23 protein-coding genes are annotated in these 24,628 nt (G+C 67.6%); 9 read left to right on the forward strand and 14 right to left on the reverse strand.

Annotated features, from left to right (window positions below; all coding sequences use genetic code 11):
- The first annotated feature begins 133 nt into the window (after nt 1–133).
- The gene (locus tag ACFZCE_RS21775; RefSeq protein ID WP_390942597.1) at nt 134–355 is read left to right on the forward strand and encodes a hypothetical protein; all 222 of its coding nucleotides are present in this window, start codon (nt 134–136) and stop codon (nt 353–355) included.
- On the opposite strand, the gene ACFZCE_RS21780 is transcribed toward ACFZCE_RS21775, so the two are convergent.
- The 6 genes from ACFZCE_RS21780 to ACFZCE_RS21805 form a co-directional block, all read right to left on the reverse strand.
- On the reverse strand, nt 352–2,463 hold the full coding sequence (locus ACFZCE_RS21780) for a TonB-dependent receptor domain-containing protein (RefSeq protein WP_390942598.1): 2,112 nt from the start codon (nt 2,461–2,463) through the stop codon (nt 352–354). The genes ACFZCE_RS21775 and ACFZCE_RS21780 overlap by 4 nt on opposite strands.
- A 100-nt stretch (nt 2,464–2,563) precedes the next feature.
- Entirely contained in the window at nt 2,564–3,448 is an 885-nt protein-coding gene (locus ACFZCE_RS21785; RefSeq protein ID WP_390942599.1) for an arginase family protein, read from the reverse strand.
- Nucleotides 3,449–3,479: 31 nt separating this feature from the next.
- The gene (locus ACFZCE_RS21790; RefSeq protein ID WP_390942600.1) at nt 3,480–4,172 is read right to left on the reverse strand and encodes an ABC transporter permease subunit; all 693 of its coding nucleotides are present in this window, start codon (nt 4,170–4,172) and stop codon (nt 3,480–3,482) included.
- Nucleotides 4,169–4,858 carry an ABC transporter permease subunit gene (locus ACFZCE_RS21795; RefSeq protein ID WP_390942601.1) on the reverse strand — a complete coding sequence of 230 codons (690 nt, stop codon included), beginning with the start codon at nt 4,856–4,858 and terminating at the stop codon, nt 4,169–4,171. Before ACFZCE_RS21795 ends, ACFZCE_RS21790 begins: the two co-directional genes overlap by 4 nt.
- A gap of 4 nt (nt 4,859–4,862) precedes the next feature.
- Nucleotides 4,863–5,621 (reverse strand): transporter substrate-binding domain-containing protein, encoded by a 759-nt coding sequence (locus tag ACFZCE_RS21800; RefSeq protein ID WP_390942602.1) that lies wholly within the window; start codon nt 5,619–5,621, stop codon nt 4,863–4,865.
- 45 nt (nt 5,622–5,666) lie between these two features.
- Complete coding sequence (locus ACFZCE_RS21805) at nt 5,667–6,269, reverse strand: cupin domain-containing protein (protein WP_390942603.1); 603 nt, start codon at nt 6,267–6,269, stop codon at nt 5,667–5,669.
- Nucleotides 6,270–6,570: 301 nt separating this feature from the next.
- Between ACFZCE_RS21805 and ACFZCE_RS21810 the strand changes: the two genes are divergently transcribed.
- Complete coding sequence (locus ACFZCE_RS21810) at nt 6,571–8,892, forward strand: FdhF/YdeP family oxidoreductase (protein ID WP_390942604.1); 2,322 nt, start codon at nt 6,571–6,573, stop codon at nt 8,890–8,892.
- Nucleotides 8,893–9,229: 337 nt separating this feature from the next.
- Here ACFZCE_RS21810 and ACFZCE_RS21815 read toward each other — a convergent pair whose 3' ends face one another.
- From ACFZCE_RS21815 to ACFZCE_RS21825, 3 genes are read right to left on the reverse strand one after another with little or no spacing between them, the layout of a single operon-like run.
- The gene (locus tag ACFZCE_RS21815; protein WP_390942605.1) at nt 9,230–9,835 is read right to left on the reverse strand and encodes a methyltransferase domain-containing protein; all 606 of its coding nucleotides are present in this window, start codon (nt 9,833–9,835) and stop codon (nt 9,230–9,232) included.
- Nucleotides 9,832–10,602, reverse strand: coding sequence for a PIG-L family deacetylase (locus ACFZCE_RS21820; RefSeq protein ID WP_390942606.1), 771 nt, complete (start codon nt 10,600–10,602; stop codon nt 9,832–9,834). Before ACFZCE_RS21820 ends, ACFZCE_RS21815 begins: the two co-directional genes overlap by 4 nt.
- Nucleotides 10,599–11,630, reverse strand: coding sequence for an acyl-CoA dehydrogenase (locus tag ACFZCE_RS21825; RefSeq protein WP_390942607.1), 1,032 nt, complete (start codon nt 11,628–11,630; stop codon nt 10,599–10,601). Before ACFZCE_RS21825 ends, ACFZCE_RS21820 begins: the two co-directional genes overlap by 4 nt.
- A gap of 180 nt (nt 11,631–11,810) precedes the next feature.
- On the opposite strand from ACFZCE_RS21825, the gene ACFZCE_RS21830 reads away from it, so the two are divergent.
- Nucleotides 11,811–13,082, forward strand: coding sequence for an ATP-binding protein (locus tag ACFZCE_RS21830; RefSeq protein WP_390942608.1), 1,272 nt, complete (start codon nt 11,811–11,813; stop codon nt 13,080–13,082).
- Nucleotides 13,083–13,358: 276 nt separating this feature from the next.
- On the opposite strand, the gene ACFZCE_RS21835 is transcribed toward ACFZCE_RS21830, so the two are convergent.
- A complete protein-coding gene (locus tag ACFZCE_RS21835) occupies nt 13,359–14,258 on the reverse strand; it encodes a polyprenyl synthetase family protein (RefSeq protein WP_390942609.1) in 900 nt (299 codons plus the stop codon).
- A 189-nt stretch (nt 14,259–14,447) separates the two neighbouring features.
- On the opposite strand from ACFZCE_RS21835, the gene fni reads away from it, so the two are divergent.
- Genes fni through crtB form a run of 5 tightly spaced genes read left to right on the forward strand, consistent with a single transcriptional unit; the run spans nt 14,448 to nt 20,338 of the window.
- Nucleotides 14,448–15,488 carry a type 2 isopentenyl-diphosphate Delta-isomerase gene (gene fni, locus ACFZCE_RS21840; protein WP_390942610.1) on the forward strand — a complete coding sequence of 347 codons (1,041 nt, stop codon included), beginning with the start codon at nt 14,448–14,450 and terminating at the stop codon, nt 15,486–15,488.
- Nucleotides 15,485–16,768: a glycosyltransferase gene (locus tag ACFZCE_RS21845; RefSeq protein ID WP_390942611.1), complete on the forward strand. Its 1,284-nt coding sequence runs from the start codon at nt 15,485–15,487 to the stop codon at nt 16,766–16,768. The genes fni and ACFZCE_RS21845 overlap by 4 nt, the downstream gene beginning before the upstream one ends.
- Complete coding sequence (gene crtY / locus ACFZCE_RS21850; protein ID WP_390942612.1) at nt 16,765–17,940, forward strand: lycopene beta-cyclase CrtY; 1,176 nt, start codon at nt 16,765–16,767, stop codon at nt 17,938–17,940. Before ACFZCE_RS21845 ends, crtY begins: the two co-directional genes overlap by 4 nt.
- Nucleotides 17,937–19,415, forward strand: a complete 1,479-nt coding sequence (locus ACFZCE_RS21855) for a phytoene desaturase family protein (RefSeq protein ID WP_390942613.1) — start codon at nt 17,937–17,939, stop codon at nt 19,413–19,415. Before crtY ends, ACFZCE_RS21855 begins: the two co-directional genes overlap by 4 nt.
- Nucleotides 19,412–20,338 carry a 15-cis-phytoene synthase CrtB gene (gene crtB, locus ACFZCE_RS21860; protein WP_390942614.1) on the forward strand — a complete coding sequence of 309 codons (927 nt, stop codon included), beginning with the start codon at nt 19,412–19,414 and terminating at the stop codon, nt 20,336–20,338. The genes ACFZCE_RS21855 and crtB overlap by 4 nt, the downstream gene beginning before the upstream one ends.
- Nucleotides 20,339–20,471: 133 nt before the next feature.
- Here crtB and ACFZCE_RS21865 read toward each other — a convergent pair whose 3' ends face one another.
- Nucleotides 20,472–21,431: an aliphatic sulfonate ABC transporter substrate-binding protein gene (locus tag ACFZCE_RS21865; protein WP_390942615.1), complete on the reverse strand. Its 960-nt coding sequence runs from the start codon at nt 21,429–21,431 to the stop codon at nt 20,472–20,474.
- A gap of 225 nt (nt 21,432–21,656) precedes the next feature.
- Between ACFZCE_RS21865 and ACFZCE_RS21870 the strand changes: the two genes are divergently transcribed.
- The gene (locus ACFZCE_RS21870) at nt 21,657–22,088 is read left to right on the forward strand and encodes a DUF4174 domain-containing protein (RefSeq protein WP_390942616.1); all 432 of its coding nucleotides are present in this window, start codon (nt 21,657–21,659) and stop codon (nt 22,086–22,088) included.
- A 9-nt stretch (nt 22,089–22,097) separates the two neighbouring features.
- Here the strand turns inward: ACFZCE_RS21870 and ACFZCE_RS21875 are convergent, their stop codons facing one another.
- From ACFZCE_RS21875 to ACFZCE_RS21885, 3 genes are all read right to left on the reverse strand, one after another.
- The gene (locus ACFZCE_RS21875) at nt 22,098–23,351 is read right to left on the reverse strand and encodes a HipA domain-containing protein (protein ID WP_390942617.1); all 1,254 of its coding nucleotides are present in this window, start codon (nt 23,349–23,351) and stop codon (nt 22,098–22,100) included.
- Nucleotides 23,348–23,602: a helix-turn-helix domain-containing protein gene (locus ACFZCE_RS21880; protein WP_390942618.1), complete on the reverse strand. Its 255-nt coding sequence runs from the start codon at nt 23,600–23,602 to the stop codon at nt 23,348–23,350. Before ACFZCE_RS21880 ends, ACFZCE_RS21875 begins: the two co-directional genes overlap by 4 nt.
- Nucleotides 23,603–23,707: 105 nt before the next feature.
- A complete protein-coding gene (locus tag ACFZCE_RS21885; protein ID WP_390942619.1) occupies nt 23,708–24,586 on the reverse strand; it encodes a LysR substrate-binding domain-containing protein in 879 nt (292 codons plus the stop codon).
- Nucleotides 24,587–24,628 lie beyond the last annotated feature (42 nt).

Genomic DNA, 24,628 nt, shown 5'->3' on the forward strand with positions numbered 1-24,628 from the left:
GATGGGCCCTGAAGGCATTTTTTGCCAACCCGCTCACAATTCTCGCCGCACTCATGGCACTCTGCCGCCTCGGCAACGCTCTGACACCACGAAGCGCGCCCAGCCGGGCCGCGTACGTTCAGGGGAATGGCCGATGCAGTGGATGTTCAAGAGCGACCGGGTACTGCTCGAGGAAATCGCCCAGGGCGAAGGCGTGATCAGCGGCGGGCGGGTCGACACCTTGATGCATTTGCTGGCCAACCAATGCGTGACCGCCACCCGGGCCGAGGCGGCCGATGAGCTGTGTTTCGTCGATGTAAAGGTGACGGCGCGTGGCTTGCGGGTGTTGGCGCAGCATGAGCCCCCTCTCCTCTAGAACTGATACTCCGCCCCCGCCCCCGCATACCACGAGCGCCCCGGCGCCGCTTCGTAATAGCGCTGGTTGCTGTCGCCGACAATCACCGAGCCCACGTACTGGCGGTCGAGCAGGTTGTCCAAACGCAGCAATTGGTGGAACGCCCAGTGGCCGTAATGCTGCTCGAAGCGCGTGCGCCAGTTGAACACCGTGTAGGCCGGCGCGGCCTTTTGCTGGTTGCTGTCTTCGACGTATACCTCGCTGCGGTACTGCCCCTCCAGGCCCATGCTGATGCCTTCGCGGGGCCTGAATACCAGCTCGCCGAACAGGTTGTTCAGCGGCACCCCCGGCAGGCGGTTGCCTTGGGCGATGGTGCTGCCGCTCTGCACGAAGGCCTCGGCATAGGTGGCATCGGTGCGGGTGTAGGCCAGGTTGGCCTGCCAGTGCTCGCCCATTTCGCTGTGCAGGCTGATCTCTACCCCACGGCGCAGGGTGCGCCCGGCGTTGGTGTAGCTGGTGCGGCCATCGGTGGCGCTGGCGACCACGATTTCATCGTCGGTGTGGATCTCGAACAGCGCGGCTTCCAGCCGGGTGGCCGAGTTCAGCCGCGCCTTCAGGCCAATCTCGTACTGGGTGCTGGTGGCTGGGCTGAGGCCGAAGTTGAAGCTTTCGGCCAGCCCCGGGGCATAGGCCATCTCGGCCTGGGTCGGGGTTTCGAAGCCCTTGCCCACGCTCACATAGCCGCGCAAGGCCGGGGTGAAGGCGTACATCACCGACAACGACGGAGTGTTGCGCTGGTAGGTTTTCGAGCCACTGCTGTCGCCATTGGCCAGGTACTGGTCGGCGACGTCCAGGGTCATGGTGGCGTGGCGCACGCCGGCCTCCATCGTCCAGCGGCCCAGCTCCCAGTGCAGTTGGGCGTAAGGGTCCAGGCTGCTGGCGGTGTCGGTTTCGTCGCGGCGCAGCGCGCCCTTCACGCCCAACTGCATACCGCTGAAGTTCTGGTAACCGCGGCGGTCGTCCTGGCTGCGGTCGTAATCGGCGCCCACGGTCAGGGTCAGGTCGCCGGGGGCCCCGCTTAGCGGTTGCACCCAGCGCAGGGTGCCGCCTTCGAAGCGGCGGTCGAAGTCGACCACGCCGCCGCCGCGCTGGCTGTTCGCGACCACCGTGCGCGGCAACGACAGGTACTGCAGCACATGGCGCTGGCCGGCGTACAGGTTGAACTGCAGGGTGGCGTCGCCGAAGTAGCGCTCGTAGTTCATGCCTAGCTGCTGGTGGTCGATGCTTTTGCGCGTGTTATAGGTCTCGGCCGCGCTGGCCACCGAGCGAGGGGCTGCCTGGTAGGCGGCCCAGCTTTGGCCAAGGGGGTCTTGGGTGTTGTTTTGCTCAAGGCTGGAGTAGATCAGCGCCAGGCGCGAGTCTTCATCGGGCTTGACGGTGAACTTGCCAAAGGTTTGGTCACGGCGCGCCGCGCTGTGGTCGCGGTAGCCGTCGGTGTCCATCCGCGAAGCGTCTAGCACAAAGCCGGCGTTGGCGTTGCCGCCTTCGGCCGAGAGGTGGTTCTTGCTGAAGCCGTCGCTGCCCACGGTGGTTTCGGCGCCCACCTTCAGCGGGCCATGGCCGTCGCGGCTGAACATCTGGATCACCCCGCCGGCGTTGCTGCCGTAAAGCGTCGCGGCCGGGCCGCGCAGCACTTCGATGCGCTCGGCGACGTCGAGGTTGAGGGTGGCGGCCTGGCCCTGCCCGTCGGGGGTGCTGGCCGGGATGCCGTCGCTGAGCAGCTTCAGCCCGCGGATGCCGAACGCTGAGCGGGCGCCGTAGCCACGGGCCGACACTTGCAGGTCTTGGGCGTAGTTCTGGCGGTTCTGCACCACCAGCCCGGGCACCTTGCCCAGTACTTCGGAGAGGTTGACCCCCAACTGGCCATCGGTGCCCTGGGCCAGGTCGACGGTATTCACCGAGAACGGCAGGTCGAAGCTGGCGGTGGGCGTGTAGCTGCCGGTGACCACCGTTGGCGCCAGTTCTTCGGTGGCGGCGTGCGCCCAACCGCTGGCGCCGCAACACAATAAGCCAAGCCGCAGCGTGGGGCGCAGGCCCCAGCCGGTAAAACGATCACGCTTCTGCAACATACCGCAGGGGCCCACACTGGAAAGGAGAAAACGGGTAACGGATACACGCCGCTACATTTTAGTACCGGCGCCTATGTTACCCGTTGCGGCCCCTCTGGCCTCAGGGTTTCTGGCTGCCGTACACGGCGAAGGTAAAGGCCAGGTACGCCGCCAGGGTCGAGGTCATGGTGCCGACGTCGGTGGTCGGGTTGACCTCGGTGATGGCCATCGCCGCGCAGTGCGGGGCCAGCAGTTCGATCATCTGCAGGGCCTCGTCCGAGCTGATCCCGCCCGGCTCGTGGGCACCGGCGCCGGGGGCGTAGCACGGGTCGATGGCGTCGATATCGAACGACAGGTACAGGTGGTCAGCGCCGCCGACCCGCGCCAGGATGCGCTCGACCGTGGCCACCGGCCCCAGCCGCAGGGCATCGCGGGCACTGATGTGGACCAGGTCCTGGGCATGCTTGAACTGCCCCGAGGCGGGGAAGTTGAAGTGCCGCTCGCACACCTGGATGCAATCGGTGGCGGCGATGCGCTCGAGCTCCAGTGCCCGGCGCATGCCACTGGACTGGCTGTAGCGGCCCTGCTTGGGGCTTTCGTCCATCAGGTCGAGGTGGGCGTCGAAATGGATGATACCAATGCGCCCCGGCAGTGCCTGGTGCACCCCGCGCGCCACCGGGAACAACAGGCTGTCATCGCCGCCGATCACGATCGGCACGCGGCCGCCGGCGATGCTCTGGGCCACCGCCGCGGTGGTGGCGTCGAAGGTTTTCAGGGTGTCGTGGGGGTGAATGGCAACGTCGCCGCAATCGAGCAGCAGTTGCTCGCCCACGTCCATGAAGCTGTCGGTTTCCAGGCAGTACACCTGGCCCTGCTGGATGCGCATGTTGATCCACTTGATCGCCTCGCGCACCTTGCCCGGCGCATAGCGCGAACCGGGCCAGCCGAGGGTCGACTCGCCATCGAAAGGCACGCCGAGAAGGTCGAAACCACGTTTGCTGCTCATCGCTACAGTCACTCTTGCAAAGGTTGAACGGTCAGCCGCGGCGCGGCTGCAGGTAAGCGGCCCAGCGCCGTTCGGCCAGGCGCAAAGCGCCGACCAGCACGAAGGTCAGCGCCAGGTAGATGGCCCCGGCGGTCACGTAGGGCTCGAACTGGATGTAGTAATTGAGGGTAATGTTGCGCGCCACGCCGGTGACTTCCATCAACGTGACGGTGCTGGCCAGCGAGGTGGCGTGGAGCATCATGATCGCCTCGTTGGCGTACAACGCCAGCGAGCGGCTGAGCATGGCAGGCAGCAGAATCCGCCGGGCCTGGGTCCAAGGGCCCATGCCGTAGGCCCGCGCCGCTTCTATCTCGCCGGGGGGTAAATGGCGCAGGCCACCGGCGAAGATCTCGGTGGTGTAGGCGCAGGTGTTCAGCACGAACGCCAGCAGCACGCACACCAGCGGGCTCGACAACCACGGCCATAAAAAGCTTTGCCGCAGCGCGCCGAACTGGGCCAGGCCGTAGTAGATCAGGAACAACTGGATCAACAACGGCGTGCCACGAAACACCAGGGTGTAGGCACCCACCAACAGGCGCAGCCAGCGCCGCGCCGAGGTGCGCGCCAGTGCCAGCGGCAACGACAGGGCAAAGGCCAGCCCGAGGGCGAGCACGGTCAGTTGCAGGGTCAGCCAGGTGCCCTCTGCGTAGCGGCCGAGGTTCTCGGCGATCACTTCCCAGTTCATCGCGCCAGCCCCTTCACGCCCACGCTGTAGCGCCGGCCCAGCCACAGCAGCGCGGCCAGCGACAACACGGTCACGGCCAGGTAAAAGCCGCCGGCCACCAGGTAGAAGGTGAACGGCTTGCCGGTCGCCTCGGCGGCGCCGCGGGCGCGGAACATGATGTCTTGCAGGCCCAGCAGCGACACCAGCGCGGTGGCCTTGACCAGCACCAGCCAGTTGTTGGTGATGCCCGGCAAGGCCAGCCGCGCCATCTGCGGCAGCAGCACCCAACGCAGGGTGCCCCAGCGGCTCAGCCCATATGCCTGGGCGGCTTCGAGCTGGCCGCGGGGGATGCCGGCCAGCGCGGCGCGGAAGGTTTCGGTCATGTAGGCGCCGAAAATCAGCCCGAGGGTGGCGCAGCCGGCGGCGAACGGGCTGAACTCCACGCTGTAATCCCAGCCCAGCGCGTCGAAGCCCTGGTTCAGCAGCGCTGGCAGGCTGTAGTACACCAGCAGCATCAGCACCAGGTCTGGCACCCCGCGCACCAGGGTGGTGTACAGCCCGGCGAGCAGGCGCAACGCGCGGCTGCGCGAGCGCTTGCAAAAGGCCCCGGCCAGCCCCAGCGCCAGCGCCAGCAGCAACGCCAGGGCAGCCAGTTGCAGGCTCACCAGCCCGGCCGCCAGCACGCTGAACAGGTAATCGCCGAGCATGTGCTTACTGCCCGAAGTACTTGGCGTTCAGCGCGTCGAGCTGGCCGCTGTCGCGCACGCCCTTGAGGCCTGCGTTGATGCGCTCGACCAGCGCGCCGTTGTGCTTGTTGATGGCGATCGCCACGCCTTCGCCGAACTCCGGCGCGTCTTTGCCGGTCAGCCGTGGGCCCACCAGCTCGAAGCCTTTGCCTTCGTCCTTGGCCAGGAAGCTGTGAAGGATCTGCGCTTCATAGCTCATGTGCGCATCGGCGCGGCCGGCACTCAGTTCCAGGTACGGCTCGCTGCCGCTGGCGTAGCGCTTGATGGTGCTGCCGGGGTAGTTGCGGGTCACGTAGGCGTCCATCGGGGTGCCGGTCTGCACAGCGATCACCTTGCCCTTGAGGCCTTCGGGGCTCACGTCCAGGTGGGCGTCCTGGCGGGCGACGAAGCGAAACGTCGGCAGCTCGTAAACGTCGCTGAAGGCCATGACCTTGCGGCGGGCGTCGGTCACGGTCAGTTGCGAGATGAGTGCGTCGTACTTCTTGCTGATCAGCCCGGGGATCATCCCTTCCCAGGCGGCGCCAATGATGTTGCAGTCGAGCTTGGCCTCCTTGCACACCGCCTCGGCCAGTTCGATGTCGTAGCCCACCAGCTTGCCGTGGGCGTCAACCGATTCGAACGGTGGGAAGGTGGCGTCGGTGGCGATGGTGATGCGCTCGCTCGCCAGCGCGTTGGCGGCCAGGGCCATCAGGGCGGCGGCCGCCCACAGTTTGTTGTAAGCCATGAAGTGTTCCTTGGGTGTGAGGTGGGGGCAGGACGGTGTGGGCGCTCAGCTCGGTGGCGGCACGATCACCCACAGCGCGGTGCAGGTGTGTTCGGCCGAGGGGTTGCGCCAGGTGTGCGGTACCGACGGTGGAAAGGTCAGGGTGTCGCCGGCCTTGAGCAGGTAGGTGTCTTCGCCCACGCGCAGCTCCAGCTGCCCGCTCTGCACATGGACCATGTCGCTGTCGGCCTTGAGGGTGTAGGGCTCCGGCCCCGAACCGCCGCCTGGCTCGATCACCGAGTACAGGGCCATCATGTGTTCGTTGCCGGCGCCGCCGATCAGGTACTCGCGCATCTTCTCGCCGCCCAGGCTGATCGGCGTGCCCTCCCCGGCCGGCACAAAGGCGGTGGCCGGCGGCGAGAACAGCTCGGCCGGCTTGATCCCGATGGCTTCGCACACCCGCAGCAAGGTGGCGACCGAAGCCTGCACCACATCGCGCTCGAAGCGGCTGATGAACGACTTGCTCACGCCCACGCGCTGGGCCACCTCTTCGATCAACAGGCCTTTGGCCTGGCGCGCCGCGCGCAGGCGGCTGCCGACGTTGAAGCCGTCGATGCCCAGGGCGGGGGTTTCGATGGTGCGCGATGGGGCTTTGGGCGGTAAGGGCATGCTGGCGGTTGCCTAATGGGAAACTTGCGGTTGTTCAGCAAGTAATGGGCCAACGTGAAAAACCCCAGCTTTGCTCGCCCAATGCCGGCTTTACAGTTGCGTATTGAGCACCTCGGCGAAGCCCTGGATGACTATTGGGCAACTCAGGCCTGGGCCGGCGCGCACCCTTTTTGCGCAATTGGTGGTGGCGCGCACCAAAGGGTGGCCGGGTGGGCTGTACCGGGCGAGGGGCCGGCAAACCTTTCGAACTCCTCCCAAGCCCCCGGCGTCAAAACTCAACACCCCTACAGGCGCCCTGCCCATGCCCAGCCCTCCCCGCTTTCGCCCCTACACCCACGCGGCCGGCGGCTGGGGTTCGGCGCGCTCGGTGATGACCATCCTCTGGCGCGAGCAAGCCATGGCCCACGGCGCCGCGGCGCTTTACAAGCAGAACAAACCCGGCGGCTTTGCCTGCGTCAGTTGCGCCTGGGCCAAGCCTGGGCATACCCACGCGCTGGAGTTTTGCGAGAACGGCGCCAAGGCCACCGCCTGGGAACTGACCCAGCGCCGGGCCGGCGCGAGCTTTTTTGCCGAGCACGCGGTCAGCGAACTGCTGCAGTGGCCCGACCATGACCTGGAGCAACAGGGCCGCCTCACCGAGCCGCTGCGCTACGACGCGGCCACTGACCGCTACCGGCCAGTGAGCTGGAACGAAGCCTTCGCCGCCATCGGTGCCCGGCTGAAAACCCTGGCACCGCCCAGCACGGTGTTCTACGCCTCCGGCCGCGCCTCGCTGGAGGCGTCGTTCATGTACCAGTTGTTCGCCCGCGCCTACGGCCACAACAACCTGCCCGACAGCTCCAACATGTGCCACGAAAGCACCTCGGTGGCGCTGCAAGAAAGCATCGGCGTACCGGTAGGCACGGTCACCCTTGGCGACTTCGCCCTGGCCGACTGCCTGATGTTCTTCGGCCAGAACGTGGGCAGCAACAGCCCGCGGATGCTCCACCCGATCCAGGAGGCGCGCCAGCGCGGGGTGCCGGTGATCACCTTCAACCCGCTGCGCGAGCGTGGGCTGGAACGCTTCGTCAACCCGCAATCGCCCAGCGAGATGCTCGGCCCGCACAGCACCCAGGTCAGCACCCAATACCACCAGGTGGCGCCCGGCGGCGACCTGGCGGCCCTGGCCGGCATCGCCAAGGCGCTGCTCGCGCTGGACGACGCGGCGTTGGCCGAGGGCCGCGCGGGCGTGCTCGACCAGCGTTTCATTGCCCAGCACACCGAAGGCATGGTCGAGTTCATCGCTGCCGTGCGCCGCTGGGAATGGCCGGCGCTGGAGCGCCACAGTGGCCTGCGCCGCGCGGCGATGGAGGCCAGCGCCGCGGTGTACGCGCGCAGCGAGCGGGTGATCATGGTCTACGGCATGGGCCTGACCCAGCACCGCCTCGGCGTGCAGGCCATCCAGATGCTGGTCAACCTGTTGCTGCTGCGTGGCAACCTGGGCAAGCCCGGCGCTGGCATCTGCCCGGTGCGCGGCCATTCCAACGTGCAAGGCCAGCGCACCGTGGGCATCACTGAAGACCCCGCCAAGGTGCCGAAGCATTTGATCGCCGAGCACCTGGGCATCGAGGTACCCGAGCAAATGGGCCTGGCCACCGTCGATGCCTGTGAAGGCATTCTCGATGGCAGCGTGCAGGCCTTTATTGGCCTGGGCGGTAACTTCCTTCGGGCCATCCCCGACACCTCGCGCATGGAGCCGGCCTGGCGCCGCCTGCAGCTGAACGTGCAGGTGGCGACCAAGCTCAACCGCAGCCACCTGGTGACCTGCGCCGACAGTTGGCTGTTGCCGTGCCTGGGCCATACCGAACTCGACCTGCAAGGTGGCGTGGCCCAGGCCTACAGCACCGAAGACAGCACCGGGTTCATCCACGGCTGGCACAGCCACGGCACCCCGGCCAGCGAGCAGTTGTTGTCTGAGGTGGCGATCATCGCCGGCCTGGCCGAGGCCACCCTGGCGCCCAACCCCAAGCTCGACTGGGGCGCCTGGCGCGAGGATTACCGGTTGATCCGCGCGGCGATTGCCCAGGTGTACCCGGCAATCTTCGCCAACCTCGAGGCGCGCATGGCGCAACCGGGGGGCTTTCGCCGGCCACTGCCGGCCTGCGACCGGCAGTGGCACACCGAACACGGCAAGGCGCGGTTCATCACCCCCGCCACCCTTGGCGAAGACAACGACGTGGCGGTGCCCGGGCGGGAAGTGCTCACGCTGATGACGATCCGCAGCAACGACCAGTTCAACACCACCATCTATGGCTATGACGACCGCTTTCGTGGGGTCAAAGGCACGCGCAAGGTGCTGCTGATGCACCCGGACGACATCGCCCGGCTCGGCTTTGCCGCCCTCGATTGGGTCAGCGTGCACACTGCGGTAGAGCCTGAAGTGCCGCGCCAGGTGGGGCCACTGCAAATCCTGGCGTACGACATCCCCCAGGGCAGTTGCGCCGGCTATTACCCCGAGTGCAACCCGCTGTTGCCGCTGTGGCACCACGCCGAGCGCAGCAAGGTGCCGGCGGCGAAGGCGATCCCGGTGCGGCTGATGGCGGCGCTGCCAGGGGTGGGGGATGTTGGGGTGCGGGTGGCCTAGGGGTTCGCTTCAGGGCCCTTCGCCCGGTACAGCCGTAATGCTGTTCACTTAAGCAATCAGAGCGCTAAATCGGGGTTAAAAAGCCCTGATTTTTTCAAATGGTTTTGCTGAGCGCATGACCTGACTGGCCCTTCGCCCGGCACAGCCGGCCTCCCACCAGTTCTGTGTTGCCCCTTAAATCAAGTACTTACACACATCTGGTGGGAGGCCGGCTGTGCCGGGCGATGGGCCCTGAAGCTCATGCACAAAATCAGCAGAGCTCACAGATTGATCTCTTCCGTAAAGCGGTGAAATGGCTTAAGTGAACAGCATTACGGCACAGGCGGGCGAAGGGCCCTCAACCTTCCAGCACTGGCTCATCCAGGTCTACCGCGCAAGGCACCCCGCACCACACCTCGAGCACAAAGTCTGCCTCCTGGTGGCTCACCGCCTTGTGCAGCCCGAGCCCTTCATCCAGCAGCTGGTGCACCTGGCGCCCGCGCTGTGGCGCGCCGTCGATCGGGTGCAGCCAGTGGCAGGCAAGCACCGAACCGCCGGGGCTGAGGCTGCGCAGCACCTGTTCGATCACCTCGCGCCAGGCCGCCTCGGCCAGGTAATAACCCACCTCGCTGAGCACGATCAGGTCGAAACTGCCACCCGGCCAGTCGCCGGGCAGGTGGCCCTGCATCGCCTGGGCGGCCGGGAACTCGGCCAAGCGCTGGTTGGCCAACTCGACGGCGCGGGCGTTGAGGTCCATCACCAGCAACTCGTCGCAGCGCCCGGCCAGGGCCAGGCTCAGTTCGCCGTTGGCGCAACCCGGCTCGAAGGCGCGTTCGTAGCGCTGGCGCGGCAGGCTGGCGAGGGTCAGGTCGCGCTTGCGCTGTTCATACCAGCGCTGGCGAAACGCCCAGGGGTCGTCGTTGCCCTCGAACAGGCGCTCGAAGTATTCCGCGGGGGTATTCATATAAACACCAGCTCAAAGGGCTGCAGCAGCCGCCCAAGGGTTTCCGGGGCCAGCACCGGCGGGGCCTGGGTGCTGGGGTCGGCGTGCAGTTGGGTGGCGTGTTCGGCGATGGCCTGGCGCTTGCGCGCCAAGGTGTGCTCATCGAGCATGAACTTGCGCGCGCGCGCCCAGGGCAGCCGCGGGTCGTCGGGCTTGGCCCAGTGCCAGGCCCACACCGGCGCTTCGATCAACACCGCGCCGGTCAGCCGCGCAGCCTGGGCCGCCACCTCCCCGAGGGTTTCGTGGTCGCAATGGCCGTCGTGGCGCCAGGTGCTGAGCAGCCGGTCGCTGGGGTTCAGGTGCGCGCACAGGTGTTCGAGCAGTTCGCTTTTGCAGGCGGCCAGCTCACCGTCGGGCAGGCTCAACGGGTGCCAGTCGAGCACCCGGGTGTCGTAGCCCAGGCGGGTCAAGGCGCGGGTGCTTTCCTGGCGCCGTTCGTGGCGCAAGCGGGCCGGCGGCCACAGGCTGGAGCCGGGGTGGCTGCCATCGCCGTCGGTGACCGACAGCAAGGTGACCGCCTGTGGCCGTGGCGCCAGCGCGGCGAGCAAGCCGCCACAGGCCAGCACTTCGTCGTCTGGGTGCGGCGCGGCCACCACCAGCCGGGCGCCGGGCGGCAGCAGTTCGCCGAGGCTGACCACCGGCACCTGGGCCAGCTCAGGGCTGGCGTGCCAACTGGCCAGGGGCGTGCCGGCCACGCCAAACGGGCGTTCTTCAGCGCCGGCGCTCATAGCGCCCACCGCTGCGCCGGTTGTTCGGCGATGGCCTGGCCGAGGCCGGCCAGGTCTCGTTCGGCGTGGCTCTGGCGCACGAACACCGGCAGGTCGGCCATCAGCCGGGCGAAGCGTGGGTCGCGGCAGAACGGCGTGGCGCCGAGCGCCCGGCCCACGTGGCGCAGCACCTGTTCGACGCTGTGCTCGGTGATCGCCCGCAGCCGTTGCACCGGCACCTGGGCATCGAGCGCCGGCTGGGCATCGATCCATTCGGCGCAGTGCTGCAACGCCGCCCTGGCCGCGCCCAGATGGGCGTCCACCGCGCCCAGGTGGGCCAGCGCATGGGGCTCGCCGGGGCGCTGCGCGCAGTGCTCACGCAAATAATGCCCGGCGGTCATCGCCGCGCCATACCAGCAGGCGGCAATGCCGCCGCCACCGTGCCAGAAGCCAGGCCGCGACAGGTACTCGCCGGGGCCGGCCACCGCCTGCGCGTGGGCGCCGTCCAGTATCACTTCAACGCTCGCCGTCGGGCCCATGCCCACCGCCTGCCAGCCGTCAGCGGTGGCTTCCACTGCTGGCTGGGCCATGGCCAGCGCCACCAGTTGCGGGCGGTTGTGTTCGTCCCAGGCGGTGAGCAGGCCATGGTCGACCTGCCGCGCGCCGGAGCACCAGGCCTTGCGCCCGGCCAGGCGCACCTGGTTGCCGTGGCGCTCGGTAATGGTCACCCGCGCCTGCGGCGGCTCGGCGGCCCACACCGCCCAGATGCCCTCCCCGGCCAGGCTGCTGGCGTCGAGCTCGGCGAGGATCGCCAGGGCGTCGGTGTGGCCTTCGAACAGCTTGACCAAGGCCAGGTCGAAACCGGCGACTTCGGCCAGCACCCGCCAGCGCTGCAAGGTGTTGCCCGCGGCCGGGCGCGGCAGTTGGTCAAGGCCCTGGCGTTGGCATTGTTGCATCAGGGCCCTGAGCGGGGCGGCGTCACACAGGGGGTTGGGCCGCTCGGCAAAAGCCTGCAACCACAACGCATACGGTTCCGGGGCGGGGGCCATCGTGGGGGTTGCTCCTTGCTAGGCCTGGTTACTGGGTTTGAGCGATCAAGCCTGTAACAGGTTCAATACGCTGATTGCAGGCGGTTTTTCACAAATTTTTCACACAGGTATCACTTCCTCCTCACGCCCGAGCAGCGACGCTTCGCGCCGTTTTCAGCGCACTGTGTGATCACCCGCTGTATGGATTTCAAATACACGCTCAGCAAGCGGATCGTCATTGCCTTCGCGGCGATGAGCGCCTTCGTGGCCGGCACCTTCGCCATCGGCATCGTGGTCAGTGAAAAGGTCGTCGAAGGGCGCCTGACCGAGCTCAGCCTGTCGGGCAACCTGCGCCGGCAACTGCTGCTCGACAACCAGGATGCCTGGGTGCACCGCCCGGAAAAAGACGAACTCTTCTACGTGCAGGGCGGGCGCGAAGACCTCGCCCTGCCGGCCAACCTTGAGGCCCTGCCGCGGGGCTTCCATGAGGTGGGCTCGGGCGACGACGGCTACTACGCCGCGGTCGAGGAAGTCGACGGGCGCAAGTACGTGCTGCTGCGCAACCAGCAGAGCCTGATGCAGCGCCAACGCATTCTTTACTCGGTGGCGGTAGCCGGTTTCAGCCTGAGCGTGGCGCTGGCGGTGCTGCTGGGCTGGCTGATCGCCCGGCGGGTGATCGCCCCGGTGACCACCCTCGCCACCCAGGTGCGCCGCGCCAGCAACCTGCCGGTGGACCAAGCGCCGCCGGCCAGCGGCAACTGGGCGCAAGACGAAGTCGGCGAACTGGCCGCCTCGTACAACCAGACCCAAACCCGCCTGGCCGACGCCCTGCGCCGCGAGCAGCAGTTCACCAGCGACGTCAGCCACGAGCTGCAACTGCCAATCCAAACCCTCGAGGCCGCGTGCCGGGCGCTGGGCGATGAACACAGCGACGACCCGCGCATGGGCCGCCAGCTCAGCCGCATGGCCCGTGCCACCGAGCAGATGGACCAGTTGGTCAGCACCTTCCTGTTGTTGGCCCGGGACTACGACGCGCCGTCGCTGCGCACCGAGGTGACCACCCTCAAGGTGGCCAGCGAAGAGTCAGTCGATACCTGGGGCCCGGCGATCCGTGAAAAGGGCCTGGCGTTCGAGTACCACCATGAGGCCAGCGGGCCCCAGTCTTACAATTCGACGCTGTTGCTGTCGGTGATGGGCAACCTGCTGCGCAACGCCTGGCACTACACCGACGAGGGGTTTATCCGCCTCACGGTGCAGGAAGGCGGCTTCAAGGTGGAAGACAGCGGCATTGGCATCCCGGAAGAAAAACGCCATGCGATGTTCCAGCCATTCGTGCGCGGTGATGAAAAACGCGGCGAAGGGCTGGGCCTGGGGCTGTCGTTGGTGCAGAGGATCTGCCTCGACCAAGGCTGGCGGGTCGAGCTGACCGGGCGTGAACCGCAGGGGTGCTGTTTTACCGTGACCTTGGGTTGAGGGCCCTTCGCGGATTTATGTAAGTACTTGATTTACGGGACAACACAGGCCCCGTGGGAGGCCGGCTGTGCCGTAATGCTGTTCACTTAAGCAATTTCACGGCTTTAAAGAAGGGATGAATCTGTGAGCTCTGCTGATTTTGTGCATGAGCTTCTAGGCCTATCGCCCGGCATAGCCGGCCTCCCACGTGTTCTGTGTTGCCCCGTAAATCAAGTACTTACACAAATCTGGTGGGAGGCCGTGGTCCGGCACTCCGGCTGTGCCGGGCGAAGGGCCCTAAGCCACCCCCACCAACTGCTGCTCGAACCACGCCCGCATGAACTGCCGGGTTTGCACCCGCTCGCCACAGGCCGCCGCCAGGTAGCGGTCAGCGCTGTGCAGGTGGCCGCGCAAGCGCCGCGCCACCGCGTCGGCCCCCAGTAGCGCGACCAGGGTCGATTTACCCAGGTCCTTGTGGCAATCCTTGCCGGTGTCCGGGCGCCCGTCGGCGAGGTCATCGAGCAGTTGGAAAGCCTGGCCGAGGTCGCAGGCCACATGGCCCAGGGCATCGCGCACACGCGGGCCGGCGCCCGCGGCGATGGCCGCCATCTGCAAGGTGGCGCCAAACAGCACCCCGGTTTTCAATTCGTTGGTCCGTGCGATGGCTTCCTCGCCGCGTTGCGCGGCGCCCTCGCGCAAGTCCTGGAACTGCCCCGCCACCAGGCCCTGGGCGCCGATCGCGGTGCTCAGTTGCGCCACCAACTCGGCCTTGCAGCCCAGGCGCACGCCTTCAGCGGCGGCGATGACCCCAAAGGCGCGGCTGAGCAACGCCACCGCGGCGAGAATCGCCACGTCTTCGCCAAACTGGCGGTGCACCGTCGGCCGCCCACGGCGGGTCGCGGCGTCGTCCATGCAGGGCAGGTCATCGAGCACCAACGAGGCGGCGTGGACCATCTCCACCGCGCAGGCCAGGTCGAGCACGCCGCTGGCCTGGCAGCCCAGGTCGCGCGCGGTCAGCAGCATCAGCAACGGGCGCAGGCGCTTGCCCGGGGCCAACGCGCTCTCGCGGATCGCCGCGCTGACCAGATCGTGCTCGCTGCCGGGCGGCAGCAGTTGATCGAGGCGGCGTTGCACAGCGTCACGGATGGCCAGCAGTTCACTGGCGTGGCTCAAGGCCTGATGAGCGGTGGCTGTCATCGTTCCCTTCCCTGTTCGCGAAACACCGAAGCGGCGTTTACACCTGGCCCTGCACGTGGCACGGAACGCCTGCGGCGCGCCGTTGCCATACTAGAGTGTGTTGTACGAGCCTTGCACCTCTGCCCGCCTTGTACAACTCCGTGTACAACGGACAGCTCGATCGACCGAAATACTCCCTGGACCCCAAGCATGGATTTCGACCTGGTTCACCGCAAGAACGATCACCTTGATATCGTTCTAGACCGTCAAAAAGCACGGGTTACGCCAGCCAATGGATTCGAACACTGGCAATTTGAGCATTGCGCCCTGCCCGAACTCGATCTTGACGCCATAGACCTGGCATCTACGGTACTGGGCCGGCCGCTGCGCGCGCCGTGGTTGATCAGCTCGATGACCGGCGGCGCCAGCCGCGCCCGCGACATCAACCGCCACCTGGCCGAAGCCGCCCAGCACCTGGGCCTGGCGATGGCGGTGGGCTCGCAGCGGGTGGCGCTGGAGGGGGAAACGGACTGGGGCCTGACCCGCGAACTGCGCCGCGCCGCTCCAGACATCCTGCTGCTGGCCAACCTCGGCGGCGCCCAGGTGCGCGGGCCGAAGGGCCTGGATTACGCGCGGCGGGCAGTCGACATGATCGGCGCCGACGCGCTGATCATCCACCTCAACCCCTTGCAGGAAGCCCTGCAGGCGGAAGGCGACCGCAACTGGCACGGGGTGCTCGCCGGCATCGCCGAGGTGGTGCGCCACGGCGAAGTGCCGGTGGTGGTCAAGGAGGTCGGCGCTGGGTTGTCCGCCGCGGTGGCGGCGCGCTTGGCCGAGGTGGGCGTAAGCATGCTCGACGTGGCCGGTAGCGGCGGCACCAGTTGGGCCGAAGTCGAGGGCAAGCGCGCGCGGCGGCCGCAGGCGGCGCAGGTGGCGATGGCCTTCGCCCAGTGGGGCATCCCCACCGCGCAGGCGCTGCACGCGGTGCGCCAGCGCTTGCCCGGCATGCCACTGATCGCCTCGGGCGGGATCCGCGACGGCATCGAGGCGGCCAAGGCGCTGCGCTTGGGCGCTGAGCTGGTCGGCCAGGCCGCCGCGGTGCTCAGCGCCGCGTGTGATTCCAGCGACGCGGTGGTCGAGCACTTCAATATCCTGACCGAGCAACTGCGGGTGGCGTGCTTCTGCACCGGCAGCGCTGACCTGGCCGCCCTCAAGCACGCCACGCTACTGCCCCAAGGGCCCGCCCGGTGAGCCATTACGCGGTGATCGCACCGCCGCTGTTCAGCCACTTCCGCGCATTGCAGGCGCTGGCCCAGGCGTTGCTCGAGCGCGGCCACCGGGTCACGTTCATTCATCAGTTCGAAGCCGCCGGGCTGCTCAGCGACCCACGGATCGGCTTCGAACCGGTTGGCCTGGCCAGCCACCCGGCCGGCAGCCTGGCGCGCACCCTGCGCCACGCCGCCAACCCGTCGGGGTTGTCGATCCGCCGGGTGATCGCTGACCTCTGCGCCACTACCGACATGCTCTGCCGCGAGCTGCCCGCGGCGCTCGACCGCTTGCAGGCCGATGGGGTGATCGCCGACCAGATGGAAGCCGCCGGCGGGCTGGTGGCCGAGGGCCTGGGGCTGCCGTTCGTGTCGGTGGCCTGCGCGCTGCCAGTGAACCGCGAGCCCGGCTTGCCGCTGCCGGTGATGCCCTTTGCCTTCGAGCAGAGCGAGCGCGCCCGCCACCTGTACCGCAGCAGCGAGCGGGTGTACGACTGGCTGATGCGCGGCCACGGCGATGTGATCGCCCGCCACGCCCACGGCTTTGGCCTGGCCCCACGGCGGGCGCTGGATGAGTGCCTGTCGCCGTTGGCGCAGTTGAGCCAGACCCCACTGGGGCTGGACTTCCCGCGGGCGCAATTGCCGCCGTGCTTTCATGCCGTGGGCCCACTGCGCCCGCCGCTGGCCCGCCTCGACGGCGCCCCAGCCTGGCCGGTGGACCCGGCCCGGCCGTTTGTGTTCGCTTCGCTGGGGACCCTGCAAGGCCAGCGCTATGGCGTGCTGCGCAGCATCACCCGGGCCTGCCGCGAGGTCGGCGCGCAAGTGCTGGTGGCCCACTGCGGCGGCCTTGACGCCGCCCAGGCCGAGGCGCTGCGCGAACAGGGCGCGACCTGGGTCACCGACTTCGCCGACCAGCGCCAGGCGTTGCGCCAGGCCCAGGCGGTGGTCAGCCACGGCGGCCTGAACACGGTGATCGACGCCATCGCCGCGCGCACCCCCGTGCTGGCAGTGCCGATCGCCTTCGACCAGCCCGGGGTGGCCGCGCGGGTGGCGTACCATGGCATTGGCCGGCGCGCCTCGCGCTTCAGCCGCGGTGGCGCGCTGGCCGAGCACCTGCGCCAGTTGCTGGCGCCCGGCGGCCACACCGCCGCCCTCGAGCAACTGGCCCAGCAACTGCATCAACTGCCTGGCGCCGCCGGTGCCGCGCTGATCACCGAGCAAGCCTTGGCCAGCCAGCGCCCGGTGCTGGCGGAGCATGCCGCATGAGCCGCCGGCCCGACTGGGACCTGATCCTCATCGGCGCCGGCCTGGCCAACGGCCTGATCGCCCTGCGCCTGCGCCAGGTGCAACCCCAGGCGCGGGTGTTGCTGATCGAACAAGCGCCGCGGCCAGGCGGCAACCACACCTGGTCGTTCCACGCCGCGGACCTCACCCACGCCCAGCAGCACTGGCTGGCGCCGCTGGTGAGCCACCGTTGGCCGGGTTACGCAGTGCGTTTCCCGGCCTTCGAACGGCGCCTGCCCGGGGCGTACTGCAGCGTCACCTCCGAGCGCCTCGCGCAAGTGTTGCAGCGCACGCTGGGCGCGCAGTTGATGTGCGCCACGGCGGTGAGCCGGGTTACCCCCGACACCGTGCAACTCGCCACTGGCCAGACCCTCAGCGCCGGCGCGGTGATCGATGGCCGCGGCGCCGCGCCGTCGGCGCACCTGCAACTGGGCTACCAGGCATTCATTGGCCAGGAATGGAAGTTCGCCGAACCCCACGGCGTGCAGTGGCCGCTGCTGATGGACGCCTGCGTCGACCAGGGCGAAGGCTACCGGTTCTTCTACGTGCTGCCGCTGGCGGCCGACCGCCTGCTGATCGAAGACACCCATTACATCGACCAGCCCTGGCTGGACCCGGCGCACCTGCGGCGGGAAATCCACGCCTACGCCGAACGCCACGGCTGGCACGGCGGGCAACTGCTGCGCGAAGAAAGCGGCACGCTGCCGATCACCCTCAACGGCCAGTTCGAGGCGTTCTGGGCCAGCGCCCAGGGCGTGCCGCGCAGTGGCCTGCGCGCCGGGCTGTTCCACCCCACCACGGGCTATTCACTGCCCAGCGCGGTGCGCCTGGCCGAGCTGATCGCCAGCGCGCCGCTGCCGGGGCATGAGGCGTTGTTCGCCCAGGTGCAAGGCTTCGCCGCGCGCCAGTGGCGCCAGCAGCGGTTCTTTCGGTTGCTCAACCGCATGCTGTTTCTGGCCGGTGAGCCCTCCCAGCGCTGGCAAGTGATGCAGCGCTTCTACCGTTTGCCCCAAGGGCTGATCGAGCGTTTTTACGCCGGCCAGCCCACCTTGGCCGACAAGGCCCGCATCCTCACCGGCAAGCCGCCGGTGCCGGTGCGCCAGGCCTTGCGCGCCGCGCTCAAGCATTCTGACCGGTTAAAGGCGTCAACATGAAACGGACTTTAGTCATCGGCGCCGGCTTCGGCGGCCTGGCCCTGGCCATCCGCCTGCAGGCCGCGGGCGTGCCCACCCTGCTGCTGGAGGCCCGCGACAAACCCGGCGGGCGCGCCTACGTATACCAGGACCAAGGCTTTACCTTCGACGCCGGGCCCACGGTGATCACCGACCCCAGCGCCATCGAAGAGCTGTTCAAGGTGGCCGGGCGGCCGATGGCCGATTACCTCGAGCTGCTGCCGGTGGCGCCGTTCTACCGTTTGTGCTGGGAAGACGGCCGGGTGTTCGACTACGACAACGACCAGGCGCGCCTGGAGCGGCAGATCCATGCCTTCAACCCGGCCGACGTGGCCGGTTACCGGAAGTTTCTGGCGTACTCCCAGGCGGTGTTCGCCGAGGGTTACCTGAAGCTCGGCAGCGTGCCGTTTCTGTCGTTTCGCGACATGCTCCGCGCCGGCCCGCAACTGGCGCGGCTGCAGGCCTGGCGCAGCGTGTACGGGATGGTCAGCAAGTTCATCGAGGAGGACCACCTGCGCCAGGCGTTTTCCTTCCACTCGCTGCTGGTGGGCGGCAACCCCTTCGCCACGTCTTCGATCTACACCCTGATCCACGCCCTCGAGCGGCAATGGGGGGTGTGGTTCCCCCGCGGCGGCACCGGCGCGCTGGTGCAGGCGCTGGTGCGGCTGTTCCAGGACCTCGGCGGCGAGCTGGAGCTGAACGCCCCGGTCGAGCGCCTGGAGGTGCAACAGGGGCGCATCGCCGCCGCGCGCCTGGCCGATGGCCGGCGCATCGAGGTGCAGGCGGCGGCGTCCAACGCCGATGTGGTCAACACCTACGCGCGGCTGCTCGGCGACCACCCCCGCGGCATCCGCCAGGGCGCCGCGCTCAAGCGCAAGCGGTCGAGCAATTCGTTGTTCGTGTTGTATTTCGGCCTGAACCAGCAGCACAGCCAACTGGCCCACCACACCGTGTGCTTCGGCCCGCGTTACCGTGGGCTGATCGACGATATTTTCAACCATGACCAGTTGGCCGAGGACTTCTCGCTGTACCTGCACGCGCCCTGCGTGACCGACCCTTCCCTTGCCCCGCCCGGTTGTGGCGCCCACTACGTGCTGGCGCCGGTGCCGCATCTGGGCAACGCACCGCTGGACTGGACCGTTGAAGGGCCCAAGCTGCGCGAGCGGATTTTCAGCTACCTTGAACAGCGCTACATGCCGGGCTTGCGCAGCCAGTTGCTGACCCAACGGATCTTCACCCCGTTCGACTTTCGCGATGAACTCGGCGCGCACTTGGGCTCGGCGTTTTCCATGGAGCCGATCCTCACCCAAAGCGCGTGGTTCCGCCCGCACAACCGCGATGAGGTGATCCCCAACCTGTACCTGGTCGGTGCCGGCACCCACCCGGGCGCAGGCGTGCCCGGGGTGATCGGCTCGGCCAAGGCCACCGCCGGGTTGATGCTGGAGGCACACCGATGAACGACGCCGCGCTGCTCGAGCATGCCACCCAGACCATCGCCGTGGGTTCTAAAAGCTTCGCCAGCGCTTCGCGGCTGTTCGCCCCGGCCACCCGCCGCAGCGCCTTGATGCTGTATGCCTGGTGCCGCCACTGCGATGACGTGGTAGACGGCCAGGCGCTGGGTTTTGCCAGCGCCAGCCTGGATGCGCGCAGCCCTGAGCAGCGCCTGGCCTACCTGCGCGCGCAAACCCGCCAGGCCTATGCCGGCGAGGTGATGGAGGAACCCGCCTTCGCTGCTTTCCAGTACGTGGCGCGGGAGCACCAGATCGCCCCGGAACTGGCCTTCGCCCATCTCGAAGGCTTCGCCATGGACGTGCGCGGCGCACGCTACCTTACCCTGAACGACACCCTCGGCTACTGCTACCACGTGGCTGGGGTGGTCGGCCTGATGATGGCCCAGGTGATGGGTGTGCGCGACGCCGCGGTGCTCGACCGCGCCTGCGACCTGGGCCTGGCCTTCCAGTTGACCAACATTGCCCGCGACATCGTTGAAGACGCCCAGGCCGGGCGCTGCTACCTGCCCGAAACGTGGCTGGCCGAAGCCGGCCTGGCGCCGCCACAACTGGCCGAAGCGCGACACCGCGAGGCGCTGGCCGGGCTGGCCGCGCGGCTGGTGGACGCCGCCGAGCCCTACTACCGCTCCGCCCGCGCCGGCTTGCCGGCGCTGCCGCTGCGTTCAGCCTGGGCAATCGCCACCGCGCGCGGGGTGTACCGTGAGATCGGGGTAAAGGTACGCGACGCCGGGCCCCACGCCTGGGACCGCCGCCAGGGCACCAGCAAGGCCGAGAAGCTTGGCCTGCTGCTGCGCGGCGCCGGGGTTGCAGTGGGGGCCCGGGCGTTGAACGAGGCGCCACGGCCGGCGGCGTTGTGGCAGCGGCCTTGAGTCGCCTTGGCTGGCCCCTCGCCCGGCACAGCCGGCCTCCCACGGGGTCTGTGTTGCTTCCAAAATCAATGGCTTACACAGAACTGGTGGGAGGCCGGCTGTGCCGGGCGATAGGCCCTCGAACCCTGTTCGCCTAGCGCTCGGCGGTCCGCGCCAGCGGCGGCACGCTGAAGCCGTGATCAAAGGTGGCGGCCACCTTGACCTGCACCGGGATCAACCCGCTCTGGTGGTAAAAGTCGGCCACTTCCTGTTGCTGCTGCACCACCTCGGGGCCGATGGCCTCCCAGTGCTGCTGGCGGCGCTCGAACTGCAAGCGCGCCACCGGCACCGGGAAGCCGATGATCCCGGCCAGGGTCTGGGAGTAGCTGTCCAGGTGCTGGTAGCCCCAGCGCTGGGCTTCGGTCACGCGGTTGACGTAGTCCTGCAACGCTGCGCGCAGGGCGGGGTCGGCCAGGGCTTTGTCGGTGGCGGCAAGGAAGCTGTTGCCGGCCAGCAGGCCACGGCCGCTGACCAGAACACGGGCGTGGTCGACGGTTTCGGCCTGGGCGGTATAGGGCTCCCAAGTCGCCCAGGCATCCACCGAGCCGTTGGCCAGGGCGATCTTGGCGTCTACCGGGGTGAGGAACTTGAATTCCACGTCTTTGGCGGTCAGCCCCGCGCTGGCCAGCGCCTTGAGCGCCACGTAGTGGCCGATCGAGCCACGGCCGGTGGCGATGCGCTTGCCCTTGAGGTCGGCGGCGCCTTTCAGGGCCGAGCCTTGCGGCACCAGCACGGCGGTGCCATAGGGGTCGGCTTTGTCTACCGCGATGGCCTTGACCGGCGCGCCGGCGGCCAGGGTGAACAGCAACGGGCCGTCGCCGATGATCCCGGCATCCACCGCGCCCGCGTTCAAGGCCTCGGCCAGCGGCGCGGCGGCGGGGAACTCGGCCCACTGGATCTGGTAGCCGGGCAGGTGCTCCAGGGCGTGGGCGGCCTCCAACTGCGCGCGCATGTTGCCCTTCTGGTCGGCCACCCGCAGGGTAACCGGTTCCGCGCCCTGGGCGGCGAAGGCCACCAGCAGGGGCAGCGCGCTAAGGGTGTGTAGCCATTTCACATCAGACTCCAGAGGGCCGGGCGGCCCGTGTCGAAACCATGGGCGGCTCCCGCTGCGGTTGCCGTGTGCCATCACCGTAGGCAATGCGCAAGCGCTGGCGAAATGCCAATGGGTTATAGGGCTATGCCCAGGCCAGGTACCTGCACGCTGCGCCGCTGGTCGTGGCGGCCCAACCCGCACCGGCCGGCAGCGGTCTACCGCCTACACCCATGAAGGAGGCCGCCCATGCGCACCCGCCCCTTGGCCATACTCGGCGCCTGCCTGCTGGCCGGCGCCGCCCAGGCCGCCAGCCCGCTCGACGGCGAACGCTGGCACAGCCGCCCGCTGGTGGTGGTCGCCAGCCACGCCCAGGACCCGACCCTGCTCAAACTCGACCGCGCGCTGCAGCAGCCCGCCAACCGTGAGGCCTTCGCTGAGCGCGAAATGGTGCTGTACACCGTGGTGGCCGGCAGCGGCCAGCGCAACGGCCAACCATTGCCACCTGCAGAGACCCAGGCCCTGCTGCACGCCCTCAACGCCAAGGCCGACGGGCCCACCCAGGTGTTGCTGGTGGGCAAAGACGGCGGGGTGAAGGTGCGCCAGCAGGGGGATGTGGAGCCCAAGGCGTTGTTCGACACCATTGACCGGATGCCGATGCGCCAGAGCGCGCAGCGCTAGCCGTGGGTTTTACCGCGCGGTGGATGGGTTCAGGGCGATAAACCGCCCCATGTCCCACTCGGCCTGAAGTTGCTCGAACACCGCGCGCTCTACACGGTCTTTGTTAGCCCGCAACGCCTGGCCCATGCCCTCCGCTACCCGCTCCAACACGGCCTCGGGGTTAGACACCATGCAGGCTCGGCGGCCAAATTCCAGTAAGGTGTTTCGGTCAGGGTAGGCCCTGTCACGGCCACCCCCGGTGACCAACGGCAACGCCATGGTGCGATCGTAGCTATTACGCAAGCGCTTGGCATCGTAGCTGGGGTAGATAGAAGTCGTGGTGACATCGTAAATCGGCGACAGCCTGCGCCCGGTGGGATCACTGGGGTCGTTGTAGAGCACACCGAAGTTCTTCAAGTGCGCGTCACCGTTACGGACCATCACGCACAGGCACAAGTATTCAAAAAACCTCGCCGGCTGGCGCGGGTCCTCCGGGCATACCGCCGCGAGCACATCGGCGATGGTGCTGTAGCTTTGGGTGTACTTATAGTTGCCGGTGGTGTCTTTGGGGATGTCGAGCAGCACTGAGATGTCTTCAAAGCCCAGCCGTGATGTGCCCTCCAAGTCGAAGCGCTTCATCACGAACAGTTCACGATTATCGGACAGGTAATAGTCCGGCACGGACAAACCAGCAAAGCGGGCGGCCTCCATACAGAGGAATTCGTTTTGCGACAGCCCTTCGTATTCGTCCAGCCCAGCCTTGACGATCAAGTTCGAGGCAATCAGCGTTTTACGCTCACCGTCGCCCAGGTTGTCTTTGTCGGGCACCAACACCTTTGGCTGCACGCCGGATACGCCGGAAGCAAAGTACTCTTCCACCAGATACGAGAACACGTCGTCGGCCTTGGGCGCGCTGAGGATCGCCTTCAACCCCACTTGCGCGGGCCGCTGTATCGCCGCGTGCTCGTCGGTGCTGTAACTGAGCCTGCCGATTTGGTTATCGCCGATCAAAGACAGCACATAAAGATCGTTGTAGGGCGTCTTCGCCATGCGCTGGCGGATTTTTTCAGCCAGGTACCCTTCCGGGAAGTTCATCGTGAAAATCGGCTGCAGGTAGTTCGTGACGAAGGGCGCTTCAATGCCTGGATAGGCGATGCCAATCTCTTCGCTGGGCCCGGCGCCGCTGGCATAATCAAAAATGTACTGGGCCTTTTTGGCCAGGTACCCCACCTCGCGCCCGCCAGGCGCCTGGGGTACCGATACGCCGACGCGCTTGACCTTCATTCGCCGTGCTCGCGCAGGGCCTTCAAGGCGCGCATATCCACCCGGCGATCGCCCAGGTCCAAGGCCAGCCCCAGCACCTCGAGCACACGGAACAACGTGTGCGATGAGACGTTGGCACCGGCTTCGAGGTTCATGATCGTGCGCCGTGAGCAGTCGACTTGGCTGGCGAGGTCATCCTGGCTCAACTTGCGTTTTTTGCGCAGGGCCTCGAGGCGGCTGCCCAGCGCCAGTGGGTTATAAATCATCGGCATGTGAATAATTCTGCACTTTTAGGGGGCTCATCCAGTTAATGTGCATAATTACTCACATTTCAAGCACCACGCAACCACAACCAGCACCGCGCTGCCAAGCGGCGGCTACGCCGCGCTCTGCGCCTCCCCCGGTGCCGCCAACACCTGCACCAACGCCTCCAGGCAGCGCGACCGCGCGTCCCGGCGCCAGACCAGCCAGGTCGCCAGGTGGCTGAACCCCTCGCCCATCGGCCACACGCTCACCGCCGCCGACCCCGGCATGCTGTCGAGCATGCTCCGCGGCATGATCGCCAGGCCGCTGCCGGCGCTGACGCAGGCCAGGATGCCGTGGTAGCTCTCAAGCTCGCGCACCTTGCCCGGGGCGGCGCCGTCTTCGCTGAACCAGCGCTCGAAATGGCGGCGGTACGAGCAGTTGGGGCGGAACACGTAGATCATCGCGCCATTGGCGTCGCGGCCGCGCTGGATGGGCGCGTGGGCAGCGGGGGCGATCACCACCATTTGTTCGTCGAACACCGGCAGGCCGTCGAGCGCTGGGTGGCCCAGCGGGCCGTCGACGAAGGCGCCAACCAGGCGGCCGCTGAGCACCGCGTCGATCATCTCGCCGGAGGGGCCGGTAGAGAGGTCGAGGTCGACCTGCGGGAAGCGCTGGTTATATGCCGAGAGGATCGCCGGCAGGCGCACCGCTGCGGTGCTTTCCAGCGCGCCCAGGGGGAACCAGCCCACCGGCTCGGTGCCGGCCACCGCGGCGCGGCCCTGCTCGACCAGTTCGAGGATTTGCGTGGCATAGCGCAAGAACGCATGGCCGTTGCTCGACAGGCGCAGGCGATTGTTCTCGCGGATGAACAACTCGGTGCCCAGTTCGGTTTCGAGCTGCTTGATGCGCGTGGTCAGGTTCGACGGCACGCGGTGGATCTCCCGCGCGGCGGCGACCACACTTTCATGCCGGGCCACGGCGCGAAACATCTCAAGCTGCACAAGGTCCATAGGGATTCCCAAAACGTGAATGTAATGCTCAGGATTATTCAG

The organism is Pseudomonas sp. NPDC007930, from assembly GCF_042958985.1.
Taxonomy (GTDB): domain Bacteria; phylum Pseudomonadota; class Gammaproteobacteria; order Pseudomonadales; family Pseudomonadaceae; genus Aquipseudomonas.

Coding starts and splice junctions, on each gene's coding strand:
- ACFZCE_RS21775 (WP_390942597.1), top strand. CDS start 134: ATGCAGTGGATGTTCAAGAGCGACCGGGTACTGCTCGAGGAAATCGCC.
- ACFZCE_RS21780 (WP_390942598.1), bottom strand. CDS start 2,463: ATGTTGCAGAAGCGTGATCGTTTTACCGGCTGGGGCCTGCGCCCCACG.
- ACFZCE_RS21785 (WP_390942599.1), bottom strand. CDS start 3,448: ATGAGCAGCAAACGTGGTTTCGACCTTCTCGGCGTGCCTTTCGATGGC.
- ACFZCE_RS21790 (WP_390942600.1), bottom strand. CDS start 4,172: ATGAACTGGGAAGTGATCGCCGAGAACCTCGGCCGCTACGCAGAGGGC.
- ACFZCE_RS21795 (WP_390942601.1), bottom strand. CDS start 4,858: ATGCTCGGCGATTACCTGTTCAGCGTGCTGGCGGCCGGGCTGGTGAGC.
- ACFZCE_RS21800 (WP_390942602.1), bottom strand. CDS start 5,621: ATGGCTTACAACAAACTGTGGGCGGCCGCCGCCCTGATGGCCCTGGCC.
- ACFZCE_RS21805 (WP_390942603.1), bottom strand. CDS start 6,269: ATGCCCTTACCGCCCAAAGCCCCATCGCGCACCATCGAAACCCCCGCC.
- ACFZCE_RS21810 (WP_390942604.1), top strand. CDS start 6,571: ATGCCCAGCCCTCCCCGCTTTCGCCCCTACACCCACGCGGCCGGCGGC.
- ACFZCE_RS21815 (WP_390942605.1), bottom strand. CDS start 9,835: ATGAATACCCCCGCGGAATACTTCGAGCGCCTGTTCGAGGGCAACGAC.
- ACFZCE_RS21820 (WP_390942606.1), bottom strand. CDS start 10,602: ATGAGCGCCGGCGCTGAAGAACGCCCGTTTGGCGTGGCCGGCACGCCC.
- ACFZCE_RS21825 (WP_390942607.1), bottom strand. CDS start 11,630: ATGGCCCCCGCCCCGGAACCGTATGCGTTGTGGTTGCAGGCTTTTGCC.
- ACFZCE_RS21830 (WP_390942608.1), top strand. CDS start 11,811: ATGGATTTCAAATACACGCTCAGCAAGCGGATCGTCATTGCCTTCGCG.
- ACFZCE_RS21835 (WP_390942609.1), bottom strand. CDS start 14,258: ATGACAGCCACCGCTCATCAGGCCTTGAGCCACGCCAGTGAACTGCTG.
- fni (WP_390942610.1), top strand. CDS start 14,448: ATGGATTTCGACCTGGTTCACCGCAAGAACGATCACCTTGATATCGTT.
- crtY (WP_390942612.1), top strand. CDS start 16,765: ATGAGCCGCCGGCCCGACTGGGACCTGATCCTCATCGGCGCCGGCCTG.
- ACFZCE_RS21855 (WP_390942613.1), top strand. CDS start 17,937: ATGAAACGGACTTTAGTCATCGGCGCCGGCTTCGGCGGCCTGGCCCTG.
- crtB (WP_390942614.1), top strand. CDS start 19,412: ATGAACGACGCCGCGCTGCTCGAGCATGCCACCCAGACCATCGCCGTG.
- ACFZCE_RS21870 (WP_390942616.1), top strand. CDS start 21,657: ATGCGCACCCGCCCCTTGGCCATACTCGGCGCCTGCCTGCTGGCCGGC.
- ACFZCE_RS21875 (WP_390942617.1), bottom strand. CDS start 23,351: ATGAAGGTCAAGCGCGTCGGCGTATCGGTACCCCAGGCGCCTGGCGGG.
- ACFZCE_RS21880 (WP_390942618.1), bottom strand. CDS start 23,602: ATGCCGATGATTTATAACCCACTGGCGCTGGGCAGCCGCCTCGAGGCC.
- ACFZCE_RS21885 (WP_390942619.1), bottom strand. CDS start 24,586: ATGGACCTTGTGCAGCTTGAGATGTTTCGCGCCGTGGCCCGGCATGAA.